16 protein-coding genes and 1 pseudogene are annotated in these 14,754 nt (G+C 76.1%); 5 read left to right on the top strand and 12 right to left on the bottom strand.

What is annotated here, in order from left to right; translation table 11 throughout:
* Positions 1–762 (top strand): FAD-dependent monooxygenase (locus WCS02_RS10260; RefSeq protein WP_340292714.1); only part of this gene is annotated, 762 nt, incomplete at its 5' end.
* A gap of 5 nt (positions 763–767) precedes the next feature.
* Here WCS02_RS10260 and ligD read toward each other — a convergent pair.
* Both ligD and WCS02_RS10250 read right to left on the bottom strand, forming a co-directional pair.
* Positions 768–1,655: a non-homologous end-joining DNA ligase gene (ligD, locus tag WCS02_RS10255; RefSeq protein ID WP_340292711.1), complete on the bottom strand. Its 888-nt coding sequence runs from the start codon at positions 1,653–1,655 to the stop codon at positions 768–770.
* Positions 1,652–2,551, bottom strand: coding sequence for an ATP dependent DNA ligase (locus tag WCS02_RS10250; protein ID WP_340292717.1), 900 nt, complete (start codon positions 2,549–2,551; stop codon positions 1,652–1,654). Before WCS02_RS10250 ends, ligD begins: the two co-directional genes overlap by 4 nt.
* 94 nt (positions 2,552–2,645) lie before the next feature.
* Between WCS02_RS10250 and ku the strand changes: the two genes are divergently transcribed.
* Positions 2,646–3,887, top strand: a complete 1,242-nt coding sequence (ku, locus tag WCS02_RS10245) for a non-homologous end joining protein Ku (protein WP_340292708.1) — start codon at positions 2,646–2,648, stop codon at positions 3,885–3,887.
* Between the two features lie 110 nt (positions 3,888–3,997).
* Here the strand turns inward: ku and WCS02_RS10240 are convergent, their stop codons facing one another.
* The gene (locus WCS02_RS10240) at positions 3,998–4,222 is read right to left on the bottom strand and encodes a BldC family transcriptional regulator (RefSeq protein ID WP_340292706.1); all 225 of its coding nucleotides are present in this window, start codon (positions 4,220–4,222) and stop codon (positions 3,998–4,000) included.
* 313 nt (positions 4,223–4,535) lie between these two features.
* On the opposite strand from WCS02_RS10240, the gene WCS02_RS10235 reads away from it, so the two are divergent.
* Positions 4,536–4,739, top strand: a complete 204-nt coding sequence (locus WCS02_RS10235; protein ID WP_340292704.1) for a DUF3073 domain-containing protein — start codon at positions 4,536–4,538, stop codon at positions 4,737–4,739.
* 82 nt (positions 4,740–4,821) lie between these two features.
* Here WCS02_RS10235 and purM read toward each other — a convergent pair whose 3' ends face one another.
* Both purM and purF read right to left on the bottom strand, forming a co-directional pair.
* Complete coding sequence (gene purM, locus WCS02_RS10230) at positions 4,822–5,955, bottom strand: phosphoribosylformylglycinamidine cyclo-ligase (protein ID WP_340292702.1); 1,134 nt, start codon at positions 5,953–5,955, stop codon at positions 4,822–4,824.
* Positions 5,952–7,520 (bottom strand): amidophosphoribosyltransferase, encoded by a 1,569-nt coding sequence (gene purF / locus WCS02_RS10225; protein WP_340292699.1) that lies wholly within the window; start codon positions 7,518–7,520, stop codon positions 5,952–5,954. The genes purM and purF overlap by 4 nt, the downstream gene beginning before the upstream one ends.
* 82 nt (positions 7,521–7,602) lie before the next feature.
* Here purF and WCS02_RS10220 point away from each other — a divergent pair, with 82 nt between their 5' ends.
* The gene (locus WCS02_RS10220; RefSeq protein WP_340292697.1) at positions 7,603–8,259 is read left to right on the top strand and encodes a hypothetical protein; all 657 of its coding nucleotides are present in this window, start codon (positions 7,603–7,605) and stop codon (positions 8,257–8,259) included.
* Between the two features lie 21 nt (positions 8,260–8,280).
* Here the strand turns inward: WCS02_RS10220 and WCS02_RS10215 are convergent, their stop codons facing one another.
* Positions 8,281–8,619: a hypothetical protein gene (locus WCS02_RS10215; protein ID WP_340292695.1), complete on the bottom strand. Its 339-nt coding sequence runs from the start codon at positions 8,617–8,619 to the stop codon at positions 8,281–8,283.
* 35 nt (positions 8,620–8,654) lie between these two features.
* Here WCS02_RS10215 and WCS02_RS10210 point away from each other — a divergent pair, with 35 nt between their 5' ends.
* Positions 8,655–9,011 (top strand): sterol carrier family protein, encoded by a 357-nt coding sequence (locus WCS02_RS10210; RefSeq protein WP_340292692.1) that lies wholly within the window; start codon positions 8,655–8,657, stop codon positions 9,009–9,011.
* A 247-nt stretch (positions 9,012–9,258) separates the two neighbouring features.
* Here the strand turns inward: WCS02_RS10210 and purL are convergent, their stop codons facing one another.
* The 6 genes and pseudogenes from purL to WCS02_RS10180 all read right to left on the bottom strand — a co-directional run.
* The gene (gene purL / locus WCS02_RS10205) at positions 9,259–11,598 is read right to left on the bottom strand and encodes a phosphoribosylformylglycinamidine synthase subunit PurL (protein WP_340292690.1); all 2,340 of its coding nucleotides are present in this window, start codon (positions 11,596–11,598) and stop codon (positions 9,259–9,261) included.
* Positions 11,595–12,275, bottom strand: coding sequence for a phosphoribosylformylglycinamidine synthase subunit PurQ (purQ, locus tag WCS02_RS10200; protein WP_340292688.1), 681 nt, complete (start codon positions 12,273–12,275; stop codon positions 11,595–11,597). Before purQ ends, purL begins: the two co-directional genes overlap by 4 nt.
* A 9-nt stretch (positions 12,276–12,284) precedes the next feature.
* Positions 12,285–12,566 carry a carbon storage regulator CsrA gene (gene csrA / locus WCS02_RS10195; RefSeq protein ID WP_340292686.1) on the bottom strand — a complete coding sequence of 94 codons (282 nt, stop codon included), beginning with the start codon at positions 12,564–12,566 and terminating at the stop codon, positions 12,285–12,287.
* Positions 12,567–12,589: 23 nt separating this feature from the next.
* The gene (locus WCS02_RS10190; protein ID WP_340292684.1) at positions 12,590–12,811 is read right to left on the bottom strand and encodes a hypothetical protein; all 222 of its coding nucleotides are present in this window, start codon (positions 12,809–12,811) and stop codon (positions 12,590–12,592) included.
* The gene (locus tag WCS02_RS10185) at positions 12,808–13,533 is read right to left on the bottom strand and encodes a PilZ domain-containing protein (protein ID WP_340292682.1); all 726 of its coding nucleotides are present in this window, start codon (positions 13,531–13,533) and stop codon (positions 12,808–12,810) included. The genes WCS02_RS10190 and WCS02_RS10185 overlap by 4 nt, the downstream gene beginning before the upstream one ends.
* Positions 13,530–14,754 (bottom strand): annotated as a pseudogene (locus WCS02_RS10180) (hypothetical protein); the annotation flags it as partial. The gene WCS02_RS10185 and the pseudogene WCS02_RS10180, both read right to left, overlap by 4 nt.

Genomic DNA, 14,754 nt, shown 5'->3' with positions numbered 1-14,754 from the left:
GTCACCCCGCTGCCGGCCGGGGAGGGCCTGCTGCTGGACGGCGAGCTGCACGCCCGCGCCGTCGTCGCCGCGGACGGCGCCGGGTCGGTGCTCCGGCGCGGCCTCGGCCTGCCGGGCAACGGTCCGGGGCACGTCGCCATGGCGCTGCGCGGGTACGCCCCCGTGCGCCCGGACCTGGCCGACGAGCAGCGCATCGTCTTCGCCGAGCAGGACCAGCCCGCCTACGCCTGGTCGTTCCCGGTCGGCGACGGCCGCGCCAACGTCGGCTACGGCGAGGTGCTGCGCGCCGGGCGCCCGCTGAGCCGCCAGCACCTGCTGGACCGGCTCGAGGGGCTGCTGCCCGGGGCGACAGCCGGCGGCTCGGGCTGGCGCGGGCACCACCTGCCGCTGTCGTCGCGCCGCCCCCGCCAGCCGGACGGCCCCCTGCTGCTGGCCGGGGATGCCGCGTCCCTCATCAACCCCCTCACCGGCGAGGGCATCTACTACGCGCTGCTGTCCGGGGCCTGCGCCGGTGCGGCCGCGGTGGGGGCCGACGACCCGGGTCGCACGTACCGCACGATTCTCCGCCGCCGCCTGGGCACCCACCTGCTGCACACCACGGCCGTCTCGGCGCTGTCCGCGGTCCCCCGCGTCGTCCCCGCCGGGGTCCGCGCGGCCGCCCGGGACCGGCGGGTGTTCGACGACCTCGTCGAGCTGGGCCTCGGCCGCGGGCTCCTGGGCCCGCGCGCGCTCGCCGGGACCGTGCGGGGCCTGCTCGGCTGAGCACCTCAGGCGGTGAGGGCCTCCATGAGGTCGCCGTCGGCGGCCACCCGGTCGAGCACCTCCGCGGGCGACAGCTGCGCCAGCCCGTCGCCCACCTCGTCCCACGACCGCGGCGCGGCCACCCGGGGCAGCTCGCGCCCGCGCAGCGAGTACGGCGTCACCGTGGTCTTGGCCAGGTGGTTCTGCGACCAGTCGACGAGCACCTTGCCGCGGCGCAGCACCTTCTTCATGTCGGACACCACGAGGGCGCGGTGCTCGCGCGCGAGGGCCTCGGCCAGGTCCTTGGCGTAGGCGCGGGTGCTGCCGCGGGCGCGGGCCAGCCGGGCGGGCCACGGCGCGTACAGCTGCATCCCCTTGCTCCCCGACGTCACCGGGACCGTGCTGAGCCCGTCGTCCTCGAGGCGCTCGGCGACCAGGTGGGCGACGGCCGCGCACTCGTCGAGCCCTGCCCCCTCGCCGGGGTCGAGGTCGACGACCAGCCGGTCGACGCCGCGGTAGCCGCCCCGCGGCCCGACGCTCCACTGCGGGGTGTGGAGCTCCAGCGCCGACAGGTTGGCCGACCAGACGAGCGAGGCGACGTCGTCGAGGAACGGGAACTCGATGACGGTCGAGCCCTCGTCCTCAGGCTCCGCGAGCAGGGTCTGCCGCCGCACCCACGACGGCGCCCCGGCCGGCACGTTCTTCTCGAAGAACTTCTCGCCCCCGACCCCTCGCGGCCAGCGCACCCGGCTCACGGGCCGGTCGGCCAGCTGGGGCAGCAGCACCGGAGCGATCCGGGCGTAGTAGTCGACGACCTCCGCCTTGGTGGTGCCGGTCGCCGGGTAGAGGACGCGGTCCAGCGAGGTGAGCCGGACCTGCCGGCCACCGACGTCGACCGTCGTCGCACCGTTCACGCCAGCTCCCACGGGTCGGCGGCCACGTCGTCGCGCAGCCCCATGACGACAGGGTGCCGCAGCACGCCCGCCGTCGTCCGCTCCCGGTAGGCGACCTGCACGACGACCTGCGGGTCGCACCAGCGGGCGTCCTTGCGGGCGGTCGCCGGCAGCGCGTCGGCGAACGGGGGCGCCGCGGCCGGGTGCGCCGACAGCGCCTCCGCGACCCGGGTCGCCAGCGCCGCGGAGAGCCCGCTGCCCGCCCGGCCGAGGAACCGGAGGCTCCCGTCGGCGTCGTGGGCGCCGAGCAGGAGCGACGCCGCCCGGGAGGACGACGTCGCGTCCGGCCGCCAGCCCCCGACCACCGCGGTGCGGGTGCGGCGGTGGGCGAGCTTGACCCAGTCGGCGCTGCGGGCCCCGGGGCGGTACGGCGAGGAGTCCCGCTTGGCGACCACGCCCTCGATGCCCCGCTCCCGGGTGACCTCCAGCAGGGCGGGCCCGTCGGCGAACACCTGCGAGCGGATCGCGCACCCGGGCAGGTCGAGCCCCGCCAGCAGGTCCCGGCGCTCCTCCAGCGGGGCGCCGCACACGTCGTCGCCGGCGTGCACGGGCACGTCGAAGACGACGTAGGCCAGCTGGGCGCGGGCGTGCCGGGCGGTGTCGGCGACGGCCTCGAAGCTGGGCACGCCGTCCACCAGGGCGACCACCTCGCCGTCGAGCAGGGTCCCGTCGGCGGTCACGCCGGCCAGGTCGCGCAGCGCGGGGAAGCGGTCGTCGAGCTCCAGCCCGGACCGGGAGTCCAGGCGCAGCCGGCCGCGCTCGCTGCGGGCCATGGCCCGGAACCCGTCCCACTTGACCTCGAAGCTCCAGCCGGGGCCGGTCGGCAGCCCGGCCGGGCCGGCGGGCGTGGCGAGCATCGGCTTCACGCCGACAGCGTCCTGCACGCGCGCCGCCCGGGCCATCACCGGCAGAGGGGTGGCGTCCGGACCATGATCGCGCCACCCTGGCCCCATGCGTGCGATGTGGAAGGGCGCCGTGGCCTTCGGCCTGGTCAGCGTGCCGGTCAAGCTCTACTCGGCGACCAGCCAGCACGACGTGCCGCTCAACATGGTCCACCGCGAGGACGGCGGCCGGATCCGTTACCGCAAGGTGTGCAGCGTCGACGGCGAGGAGGTGCCACAGGAGGAGATCGCCCGCGCGCACACCACCGAGGACGGGGACGTCGTCATGCTCGACGACGCCGACCTGGACCAGCTGCCGACCTCGACCAACCACGAGATCGAGGTCCACGAGTTCGTCCCCGCCGAGCAGGTCGACCCGATCATGCTCGACAAGACGTACTACCTGGAGCCCGAGGCCAAGGCCACCAAGCCGTACGCCCTGCTGCGCGGCGCCCTGGAGCAGACCGACCGGATGGCCGTGGTCACCGTGACCCTGCGCCGGCGCGAGTGCATGGCCGTGCTGCGGGTGCGCGACGACGTCATCGTCCTGCAGACGATGCTCTGGCCGGACGAGGTGCGCGCCCCGGAGTTCGACATCCTCGCCAAGGAGGTCGACGTGCGGCCGCAGGAGCTGCAGATGGCGGCGTCGCTGGTGGAGTCCATGGCCGCCGACTTCGACCCCGACCAGTACGAGGACGGCTGGACGGCGGCGCTGCGCCAGCTCATCGCCGCCAAGACCGAGGGCGGTGACGCCCGCCCTGCCCCGACGCCCTCCTCCGACGACGGCGACGCCCAGATCGTCGACCTCATGGCCGCGCTGCGCGAGAGCGTCGAGCGGACCGGCCGGACGCAGTCCCGCCCGACCGCGGTCGCCGACGAGGACGACGAGGAGGCGGCACCCGCCCCCGGCCGGGCCTCGCGCGGGACGGCCGGCGGCACGACGGCGGCCACGACCGCGGCGAGGAAGACGACCGCGGCGAAGAAGACGACCGCGGCGACCTCGACCCCTGCCCGGACGACCGCGGCGAAGAAGACGGCGGCCGCGAAGAAGACCGCAGCAGCCGAGGAGCCGACGGCCTCCCGGACCACCGCCAAGACCGCCGCCTCCACGACCGCCGCCTCGAAGAGCACTGCCACGGGGACCACGGCCAGGAAGACGGCGGCGAAGAAGACCACCGCAACCGCGAAGGTCGCCGCCGAGCCCGCGCCCGAGAGCACGACGGGGAAGACGGCCTCGGCGACCACCCGGGCGACGGCGAAGAAGACCGCGGCCCGCACGACCACCAAGCGCGCGGCGAGCAAGGCCTCCTGACGGCTGCACCGCCGGCGCGGCCACGACCCCCGGGCCCACGACAGGGCGCCCGCCCACCGGCGCAGGGAAGCACCGGCGGGCAGGCGCCCGGGTCGAGCAGGAGCGGCGGCTCAGGCCTCGGCGGGCTCCGAGCGCTGGCCGGGGATGCCCTGGCGGAGCGCGGTCACCTCGGAGGCGCGGTAGCGACGGTGGCCACCCAGCGTCCGGATCGAGGAGAGCTTGCCGGCCTTCGCCCAGCGCGTGACCGTCTTGGGGTCGACGCGGAACATCGCGGCCACCTCCGCGGGGGTCAGCAGCTGCTCGTCCTCGGTCGTGGTGCGGGGGTGCGTGCTCATCAGGGTCCTCTCGGGGTGGCTGACCAGGTCCGGCAGGGGGAGGTGTCGGGCACCGATGGTGCAGACGGACAGAAGTGTCGACTCGGGCACACCGGTGCCGGAACCGTCATTCGGGCCGAGGTGGGGCACCGACGGGATGACCCGGTCATCCTCCGTTAGGAGGAGGGGGGCCGCCAGCGTGCCCCGCCGGTGCTGCGCGGGTGTGGGAACACCAGCCGACCCGGTACCGTTGACCCACGAGAACCGGACGAGCACTCCGGGGGCCCCGCCACGTGCGCCAGCCCCCCGGACCTGAGGTGAGGGGGTCGACGCCATGGGGCGCGGCCGTCAGAAGGCAAAGCAGACCAAGGTCGCTCGGCAGCTGAAGTACTTCAGCCCTGAGACCGACTACACGGCGCTTGCCAACGAGCTCCACTCCGAGGGCAAGGAAGGTCCGGCCCGCCCGCCGGCGCCTCCACCTGCCGAGGAGGAGACCGGGGACGACGAGTACGCGGACTGGGAGAGCTCCTACCGCTGACCGTGTCCCGACCGGGTCGTGAGGGCCGCCCTCCCGGGGGCGGCCGTCGCGTACCCGGGGTACCTGCCCCGACGGGGTCCGCTCAGCCGCGGTAGGTGCCCACCAGGCGCGCAGACCCGCCCGCGACACCCTTGGTGCCGCGGGCGGTGCTGTCGTCGACGGGTGCGTCCGGGTCGGCGCCGGTCACCCCGCCGCACACCCACGCCCTCGTGCCGGCTGCGCCCAGCGCACCGAGCACCGCGTCCGCGTGCTCGGCGGCGACCACGGCCACCATGCCGACGCCCATGTTCCAGGTCCGCTCGCGGTCGGCGTGCGGCACGCCGCCGGCGTCGCCGAGCACCTGCACGACGGGCGGGACCGACCACGTGGACCGGTCGACGTCCGCGTGCGTGCCGACCGGCAGCACCCGGGCCAGGTTGGCGGCGAGCCCGCCCCCGGTGACGTGGGTGATGGCGTGCACCGTGCCGGGCAGCGCGTCGAGCAGGTCGACGACGACGCCCGCGTACACCGCGGTCGGCTCGAGCAGCTCCTCGCCGACCGTGCGGCCCAGCTCCTCCACGTGCGCGTCCCACGCCCAGCCCTGGCGCGCGACGACTGCCCGGGCCAGGGAGTAGCCGTTGGCGTGCAGGCCCGAGGAGGCCATGGCGACCAGGACGTCGCCCTCGCGCACCTTCTCCGGGCCCAGCAGGTCGTCGGCCTCGACCACGCCGGTCGCGGCGCCGGCCAGGTCGTACTCGTCGGGACCCAGCAGGCCCGGGTGCTCGGCGGTCTCCCCGGCGACCAGGGCGCAGCGGGCGGTGACGCAGCCCGCGGCGACCCCGGCGACGATGGCCGCGACGCGCTCGGGCACCACGGAGCCGCAGGCCAGGTAGTCGCTCATGACCATCGGCCGGGCCCCGCACGCCACCAGGTCGTCGACGACCATGGCGACCAGGTCGATGCCGACGGTGCCGTGCACGCCCAGCGCCTGCGCGACGGCCACCTTGGTGCCGACGCCGTCGGTGGACGTGGCCAGCAGCGGCCGCCGCATCCCCACCAGGGCCGAGGCGTCGACGAGCCCGGCGAAGCCGCCGGCCCCCTCGAGCACCGGCCACCGGCCCGCGACGCCGGCATGGGTGCGGCGGACGGCGCCCTTCATGAGCTCGACCGCGCGGTCGCCGGCCTCGGTGTCGACGCCGGCCGCGGCATAGGTGAGCCCGTCGGGGGCGTCGCTCACGGGGTCACCACGTCGCGGGCGCCGTCCTGCGAGCCGGTCCGGACCGCCTCGGCGCGGGCGGTCTCGACGTCGAAGGCGAACTGGCCCTGCGGGGCGGGCTGCGGACCAGGGACCCGGGCCCGCGGCGGGGCGATCGGGTAGGAGCCGGTGAAGCACGCCGAGCAGAGCTGGTCGGCGGGCTGCTCGGTGGCCGCGACCATCGCCTCGTGGCTGAGGTAGCCCAGGGAGTCCGCGCCCACGTTCGCCCGGATCTCCTCCACGCCCAGGCCGCTGGCGATGAGCTCGGCGCGGCTGGCGAAGTCGATGCCGTAGAAGCACGGCCAGGTGACCGGCGACGACGAGATCCGCACGTGGACCTCCGCGGCACCCGCCTCGCGCAGCATCCGCACGAGCGCGCGCTGGGTGTTGCCGCGCACGATGGAGTCGTCGACGACGACGAGCCGCTTGCCTTGGATGACCTCGCGCAGCGGGTTGAGCTTGAGCCGGATGCCGAGCTGGCGCAGCGTCTGCGACGGCGAGATGAACGTCCGCCCGACGTAGCTGTTCTTCACCAGGCCCTGGGCGTAGGGGATGCCCGAGGCGTCGGCGTACCCGATGGCGGCGGGGGTGCCGGACTCGGGGACCGGGATGACGAGGTCGGCCTCGACCGGGTGCTCCTGCGCCAGGCTCCGGCCCATCCGCACGCGCGCGGAGTGCACGACCGTGCCCGCGATCCGCGAGTCGGGCCGGGCCAGGTAGACGTACTCGAACACGCAGCCCTTGGGCTCGGCGGGCGCGAAACGGCTCGTCCGGATCCCGTCGGCGTCGATGGCGATGAGCTCGCCGGGCTCGACGTCGCGGACGGCGGTGGCGCCGACGATGTCCAGCGCCGCGGTCTCGGACGCGACGACCCAGCCGCTGTCGAGCCGGCCGAGCACCAGCGGGCGGACACCGTGCCGGTCTCGGGCGGCGTAGAGGGTGTGCTCGTCCATGAAGACGAGCGAGAACGCGCCCTCGAGCTCGGCGAGGACGGTCCGGGCCGTCTCCTCCAGCCGGTTGCTCGGGTCGCCGCCCAGCAGGGAGGTGATGAGGACCGTGTCCGTGGTGTTGCCGCGCTCCAGCTCGCTCAGCCCGGAGCGGGTGCCCTCGGCGCGCGAGGACGCCTCGTGGGCGACGACGCGCTCGCGCAGCTGCTCGGAGTTGGTGAGGTTGCCGTTGTGGCCCAGGGCGACGGTGCCCCAGGCGGTCGGGCCGAGCGTGGGCTGCGCGTTCTCCCACGTGCTCCCGCCGGTCGTGGAGTAGCGGGCGTGGCCGACGGCGATGTGGCCCTTGAGGGTGCCCAGGCTCGACTCGTCGAAGACCTGCGCCACCAGGCCCATGTCCTTGTAGACGGTGATCTGGCGGCCGTTGCTCACCGCGATCCCGGCTGCCTCCTGGCCCCGGTGCTGCAGGGCGTACAGGCCGAAGTAGGCGAGCTTGGCGACCTCCTCGCCGGGGGCCCACACCCCGATGACCCCGCAGGCGTCCTGCGGGCCCTTCTCCCCCGGCAGCAGGTCGTGGTTGAGCAGGCCGTCTCCGCGTGGCACGCGCCCATGGTCCCACCCCGGACCCGGCCGCGGGGACAGCCGGCCGGGGCGCCCACCATGCGGGCGCCCGTACCCTCCGGTCATGGACAGCTCGGCATGGCTCGACGCCCTGGGATGGGTGGGCTCGGCGGTGCTCGTGCTGTCGCTCACGCTGTCCAACGTGCTGCGCTTCCGGGCGCTCAACCTCCTGGCCTCGCTCGTGCTCACGGTGTTCAACGCCGCGCTCGGGGTGTGGCCGATGGTGGCGATGAACGCCGCGATCGTCGGCATCAACGGGTTCCACCTCGTCCGGCTGCTGCGCACCCGGGACGACGCGCGCACCTACGAGGTGGTCGCCGTCGACCCCCGCTCGGAGTACCTCGCGCACCTGCTGCGGGTCCACGCGGCGGACGTCGAGCGCCACAACCCGGGGTTCGACCTGGGCGAGGTGCTCGCCCGCGAGGAGCCGGGCGGCTGCCGGGTCGCCGCGTTCCTCGTGCTGCGCGGGGACGAGACCGTCGGCGTGGTCGTGCTGTGCGACGGCGGGGACGGCGTGGCGCGGGTCGAGCTGGACTACGTCACCGCGCGGTTCCGCGACCTGTCGGTCGGCACGTTCGTCTACCGCGGCGACGGCAGGCTGGCACAGCTCGGCGTGCACCGGCTGCTGGCCGGGCGGCGGATGGCCGACCGCGAGCACTACTTCACCCGGGTCGGCTTCCGCCCCGAGGGCGACGAGCTCGTCCGCGACGTCCGCGCCTGACGACCACCGCGACGGGGTCGGTCAGCGGCGGCGGCGGTGCGAGCGGTTCATGAGCGACTCCACGACCACCGCGACGCTGCCGCCCAGCAGCAGGCCGAGTACCACGCCGAACCCGGAGAAGTAGCCGAGCACGCCCGCGCCGGTCGTCACGGTGTCGCCGCCGCCGTACAGCGCCAGGCCGACGCCGACCGCGAGGCCGAGCAGCGCGCCCGTGAGCAGGAACACCGGGTAGCGCGGGGTGCGGTACCGACGGCCGGGCACCGGGCTGCCCTGCACCGGGCGGGCCTGTGCCGGAGGGCCCTGCGCGCCGCCCGCGGCCGGGTCGGGGCCGGGGGTGGTCGGGTCGGGCTCCAGGGTCACCAGGGCAGGCTAACGAGGCGGACCGGCGGGAGGATGTGCGGGTGGCGCGACGCATCGACGACAGCACGGGCCGGACGGCGCTGGCCGCCTGGCGCTCGGGCGACCGGAGCCGGACCACGGTGGCCACGGCCGTGCGCTGGACGCTGCAGCACCTCGCGCACGTCGCGCCCGGGGGCAGCGTCGAGGTGCGCGTGCCGCCGTGGGGGGTGTCGCAGTGCATCGCCGGGCCGCGCCACACCCGCGGGACGCCGCCCAACGTCGTGGAGACCGACGCGGAGTCCTGGCTGTCGCTCGTCGGCGGGGAGCTGAGCTGGGACGACGCCGTCACCGCCGGCCGCATCGCCGCCTCGGGCCAGCGCGCCGACCTGTCGTCGGTCCTCCCGCTGCGCTGAGCGGCGGCCGCACCCGGCGGGCGGGACCGCACAACGGCACGGCGCGTCACAACCGGGGCGACGCAACGGCACGTCGCGTCGGAACCCGAGCGACGCAACGGCACGTCGCTGCAACCCCAGCGACGCAACGGCACGTCGCGTCGCAACCCCAGCGCCACGACGGCACCTTCCGACCGCTAGAGCGACGGAGGGTGCCGTTGTGACGAAACGTCGGGCAGCGGCGGCGGGAGGACGGCGGCGCGGGACCTCAGCCGAAGAGCGCGGGGAGCGTGCCCTCGTGCGCGGCGCGGAGCTCGGCGAGACCGAGCGTGCCGACCCTGCCGATCTCGAGCACGGCCTCCCCGCCGTCGCTGCCGGCGTCGTCGGTCACGCCGATCCGGACGTGCGGCAGGCCGCGGGCGGTGGCGACGTCGGTGAAGCGGATCTCCTCGCTGCGGGGGACGGCCACGACCGCGCGCGCCGCCGACTCCGAGAACAGCGCCGTGGTGAGGTCGACGCCGTCGCGCTCGAGCACCCCGTCCAGCCACACCCGGGCGCCCGTGCCGTGGCGCAGGCAGCCCTCGACGAGCGCCTGGGCGAGCCCGCCGTCGGACAGGTCGTGCGCGGCGTCGACGAGCCCGTCGCGGCTGGCGGCGAGCATGACCGAGGCGAGCAGCTGCTCGGCGGGCAGGTCGACCACGGGCGGGAGTCCGCCGAGGTGGCCGTGCAGCTCGCCCGCCCACGCCGAGCCGGACAGCTCCTCGCGGGTGGTGCCGAGCAGGTACAGCGCGAGGCCGGGCTCGGCCCAGCCGGAGCCGATGCGCCGGTCGACGTCGTCGAGCACCCCGAGCACGCCGACGACCGGCGTCGGGTGGATCGCGGTGTCGCCCGTGGAGTTGTAGAAGCTGACGTTGCCGCCGGTGACCGGGGTGCCGAGCACGACGCTGGCGTCGGCGAGGCCGCGGACGACCTCGGCGAACTGCCACATCGCGCCGGGCTCCTCCGGCGAGCCGGAGTTGAGGCAGTCGGTGACGGCGATGGGGACCGCGCCGCTCACGCCGACGTTGCGGTACGCCTCGGACAGGGCGAGCTGGGCGCCCGCGTACGGGTCGAGCGCGGCGAAGCGGCCGTTGCCGTCCAGCGCGAGGGCGATGCCCCGGCCGGTCGTCTCGTCGATGCGGACCACGCCGGCGTCGTCGGGCGTGGCCATCCGGGTGTTGCCCAGCACGTAGCGGTCGTACTGGTCGGTCACCCAGGCGCGGCTGCACAGCGTCGGCGAGGCGACGAGGGTGAGCAGCTGGCGGCGCAGCGCCCCGGCCTCGGTCTCCCGCGGCAGGTCCTCCGCGCGGTCGGCCTGCCGGGCGTCGAGCCAGTCCGGGCGGGCGTACGGGCGCTCGTAGACCGGGCCCTCGTGGGCGACGGTGCGCGGCGGCACGTCGACCACGGTCTCGCCGTGCCAGGTGATCTCCAGCCGGCCGGTGTCGGTGACCTCGCCCAGGACGGCGGACTCGACCTCCCACCGGTCGGTGATGGCGAGGAACTCCTCGAGCCGCTCGGGGCGGACGACGGCCATCATCCGTTCCTGCGACTCGCTCATGAGGATCTCCTCCGGGCGCAGCGACGGGTCGCGCAGCGGCACCTTCTCCAGGGCCACCCGCATGCCGCCGTCGCCGGCCGAGGCGAGCTCGCTCGTCGCGCATGACAGCCCGGCCCCGCCGAGGTCCTGGATCCCCTCGACCACGCCGGCGTGGAACAGCTCCAGGCAGCACTCGATGAGCAGCTTCTCGCGGAACGGGTCGCCGACCTGCACTGCCGGGCGCTTGGACGGACCCGTCGACCCGTCGGCCTCGACGTCGAAGGTCTCGCTGGCGAGCACGCTCACGCCGCCGATGCCGTCGCCGCCGGTGCGGGCGCCGAACAGGACGATGACGTTGCCCTCGCCGGTGGCGTTGGCCAGGTGGAGGTCCTCGTGGCGCAGCGCCCCCACGCACAGGGCGTTCACCAGGGGGTTGCCCTGGTAGCTGGGGTCGAAGTAGACCTCGCCGCCGATGTTGGGCAGGCCGATGCAGTTGCCGTAGCCGCCGACGCCGGCGACGACGCCGTGGACGACCCGGGCGGTGTCGGGGTGCTCGACGGCGCCGAAGCGCAGCGAGTCCATGACGGCGACCGGGCGGGCGCCCATGGCGATGATGTCGCGGATGATCCCGCCGACGCCGGTCGCGGCGCCCTGGTACGGCTCGACGTAGCTGGGGTGGTTGTGCGACTCGGCCTTGAACGTCACGGCCCAGCCGTCGCCGATGTCGACGACGCCGGCGTTCTCGCCGATGCCCGCGAGCATGGTCGTGGAGCCGGCGGCCAGGGCGGCCGGGGTGGCGTCGCCGAAGCGGCGCAGGTGCACCTTGCTCGACTTGTACGAGCAGTGCTCGGACCACATGACGGAGTACATGGCGAGCTCGGCGGCGGTGGGGCGGCGGCCGAGGATGTCGCGGATGCGGTCGTACTCCTCGGCGCGCAGGCCGAGCTCGGCCCACGGCTGCTCGACGTCCGGCGTGCGGGCGGCGACCGGGACGGAGTCCACGGCCACGCGCGCCTGCGGCTGCGCGCTCACGCGAGCACGCCCTGCAGGGCGCCGGCGACGAGCGAGGTGAAGACGGTGAGGCCGTCGGTGCCGGGGCCGTAGCCGCGCTCGACGGCGTGCTCCGGGTGCGGCATGAGGCCGACGACCCGGCCGGAGGCGTCGGACACCCCGGCGATCTCGCGGCGGGAGCCGTTGGGGTTGGGCCCGACGTAGCGGAACACCACGCGGCCCTCGCCCTCGAGCCGGTCGAGGGTGTCCTCGTCGGCGACGTAGCCGCCCTCGCCGTTCTTCAGCGGCACGACGATCTCCTGCCCCTGCTCGAACCCGGCGGTCCACGGCGTCGCGGTGGTCTCCACGCGCAGCCGCTGGTCGCGGCAGACGAAGCGCTGGGCCTCGTTGCGCACCAGGGCGCCCGGCAGCAGGTGCGACTCGCACAGCACCTGGAAGCCGTTGCAGATCCCGAGCACGGGGGTGCCGCGCCCGGCGGCCTCGACCACCGAGGTCATCACCGGGGCGAACCGGGCGATGGCGCCGCAGCGCAGGTAGTCGCCGTAGGAGAACCCGCCCGGCAGGACGACCGCGTCGACGCCGTGCAGGTCGGGGTCGGCGTGCCAGAGCCTCACCGGCTCCGCACCAGCGAGGCGGACCGCGCGGGCGGCGTCCCCGTCGTCGAGTGATCCGGGGAAGGTGACGACTCCGACTCGCACGGGGCGAGCCTAGTCGGCGGGCGGTGCCTGCTCGTCCGGTCGAGCCGCCCTGCGGGACGCCAGCTCGAGCAGCTGCTCCACGGCCGCGCCCGAGGGGGCGGAGGCGGCGCGGCTGGCGTCGGCGTTGGCGGCCTTGACCGCGGCGTAGACCTCGGCGCGGTGCACCCGGACGGTGCGCGGGGCGTCGATGCCGAGCCGGACGCCGCCGTCCCCCTTGACCTCGAGCACCGTGACGACGACGTCGTCACCGATGACCACGCTCTCCCCGGTACGTCGGCTCAGGACCAGCATCGCCCCAGCCTAGGGGGCCGGGGTCAGCTGCGGTCCTCGGCGCGGCGCCGGGGCGTGGGGGGAGCCGCCGGCGGGCGGCCCGGTGACGTGGCGGTGGCCGCCCGGTAGAGGACGACTCCGCCCACGGCCAGGACCATCGCGACGAGCCAGACGAGCAGGGCGTCGCGGACGTCCCGCTGGCCCTGGACCGCCTGCAGGACGACGGGCGAGGCCATCAGCAGCCCCATGACCGGTACGAACCTCATGACCTCTCCTCCCCGGTGCGCGCCTCGACCTGGCGCTGCATGACGGCCCTGCGGACGCGGTCGGCGTCGCGCTCCGTCAGGTCGAACTCGAGCCGGACCTGCTGGCGGCCGGGGCCGGGCGGGTCGACGTGGACGACGGTGGCCAGGGTGACCAGCGGCTCCCCGGCGATGCGCAGGTCGACCACCAGCGACGACCCCGGTCCCACCGGCAGGCGGTGCCCGTCGTCGAGCAGCACGCGGGCGCCGCCCTCGCCGAGGTCGGCGAGGACGCCGGACGCGGACCAGCCGCCGGCCGGCGAGGCCTGGTCAGCCGGGCCTGGTGTGCCTGGTGTGCCGGTGCCTGGTGTGCCGGCGGGGCCGCCGGTGCCGGAGAGCCCGACCCGGGCGGAGACGTCGGCGCGGGCGAAGCGGCGGCGCTGGAGCCGGCGGAGCACGCCGACCGGGCGCAGCACCCACAGCGGCACGGCCCCGCCCTGCTGCTGCTCGAGCACGCAGGAGACCGCCAGCAGGCCGCGCGGCGGCGCCGCCCAGGCCAGCGTGAGCAGCTCGCCGTCAGCGACCCGGGCCGTGCGGCCGGGGGTGACCGCGGAGACGAGGACGTAGCCACCGCGCAGGTCTTCCACGCGGCTGGGCAGGTCGTGCCCGAGGCCGGGGACGGAGACCAGGACGGGGGTGTTGAGCCGGGGCAGCGTGACGGCCGCGCCGACGGTGCGGGCGCTCACCGGGACGCCTCGGCGCGCAGCGCGTCGAGCAGGACGCCGGTCCACGTGCCGGCCGTCGCGGGGCGGCCGTCGAGCATGGCGACGGGCCAGGCGGTGTGGGCCGCGGGCGCGGCGGCCTGGTCGCAGCCGACCAGCGCGAGGACGAGCGAGCGCTGGACGCCCCGGACCACCTGGTCGACCCGGGCGGTGACGTCGTGCTGGCGGCGCGGGGAGGCGTCGGCGTCCACCACGAGGACGACGAGGTCGGGGTCGAGCGAGCGGAGCAGGGACGTCCGTCCGGCGCCGGCCTGGCCGGCGGCGACCCCGTCGGCGAGGCTCGGGTCGGGCAGGGCGAGGACGACGGGCTGGCCGGCCGCGCGGGCCCGGGCGGTGAGGCCAGGGAGCGCGCGGGGGTCGCGGACGGTCATGTCGTCCAGCGGGCCGGGCTCGTCGCTCCAGCCGGCCAGCCACGTGGTGCCGAGGGCGGCGGCCACGTCGGCGGCGCAAGGGCGGGCGCGGTGGGGCGCCCCGAGGACGACGACGACGTCGCCGGCCCGGGCAGACAGCAGCGCCGGCACGGCCGAGGTCTCCGCTGCGGTGACCGGGTCGGCCGGGTCGGCCGGGTCGGCCGGGTCGGCCGGGTCGGCCGGGTCGGTGGTGCCGGCAGGGTCGGCGGGGCCCGTCGCGGGGCCGGGGCCGGTCCCGGTGCTGCCGGTCAGGGTGGCGGTGAGGGCGTCGGCCAGCACGGGCAGGCCGTGGCGCAGCGTGGTGACGCCGGAGGCGAGGACCTCGGCCGCCGCGGCGGTCGCCCGGGCACGGTCGGCGCCGACGGCCCGCGCGAGGCCGACCAGCTCGACGACGTCGAGGCCGGGGGCGGCTGCCGGCTGGGTGCCGGGCGGGGCGACCGGTGCCGCTGCGGGTGCCTCGGCGGGGGTGCCGACGGGTGCGTCGACCGACAGCCCCTCGACGGACAGGCCGTCGACGGACATGGTCTCGACGGACGGGTCGTCGACGGAGAGGGCCTCGACCGGCAGCGCGGTGGTGGCCCCGTGGGCGGACAGCACCTCGGCCTGCTCGACGAGCACCGCCTCAGCGACCGCGAGCTCGTCGACAGCCTCCGGCCCGTCGGACGGGGCCGCCGCGGGGGCCGGCTCGGGGTCGGGCAGGACGGTGGCAGGACGCCAGGCGCGGGCAGCCGGGACCGACGCGGTGCGGGCGACGACCCGGGCGGCGCGCGGGACC

The sequence above is a fragment of the Aquipuribacter hungaricus genome (assembly GCF_037860755.1).
GTDB classification, from domain to species: Bacteria; Actinomycetota; Actinomycetes; order Actinomycetales; family JBBAYJ01; genus Aquipuribacter; species Aquipuribacter hungaricus.
The sequence above is the reverse complement of the archived record's forward strand: the minus strand, read 5'-3'. Positions and strand labels throughout refer to the sequence as shown.

Coding starts and splice junctions, on each gene's coding strand:
- csrA (WP_340292686.1), bottom strand. CDS start 12,566: ATGCTGGTCCTGAGCCGACGTACCGGGGAGAGCGTGGTCATCGGTGAC.
- ku (WP_340292708.1), top strand. CDS start 2,646: ATGCGTGCGATGTGGAAGGGCGCCGTGGCCTTCGGCCTGGTCAGCGTG.
- WCS02_RS10240 (WP_340292706.1), bottom strand. CDS start 4,222: ATGAGCACGCACCCCCGCACCACGACCGAGGACGAGCAGCTGCTGACC.
- WCS02_RS10250 (WP_340292717.1), bottom strand. CDS start 2,551: ATGCTCGCCACGCCCGCCGGCCCGGCCGGGCTGCCGACCGGCCCCGGC.
- WCS02_RS10235 (WP_340292704.1), top strand. CDS start 4,536: ATGGGGCGCGGCCGTCAGAAGGCAAAGCAGACCAAGGTCGCTCGGCAG.
- WCS02_RS10220 (WP_340292697.1), top strand. CDS start 7,603: ATGGACAGCTCGGCATGGCTCGACGCCCTGGGATGGGTGGGCTCGGCG.
- WCS02_RS10190 (WP_340292684.1), bottom strand. CDS start 12,811: ATGAGGTTCGTACCGGTCATGGGGCTGCTGATGGCCTCGCCCGTCGTC.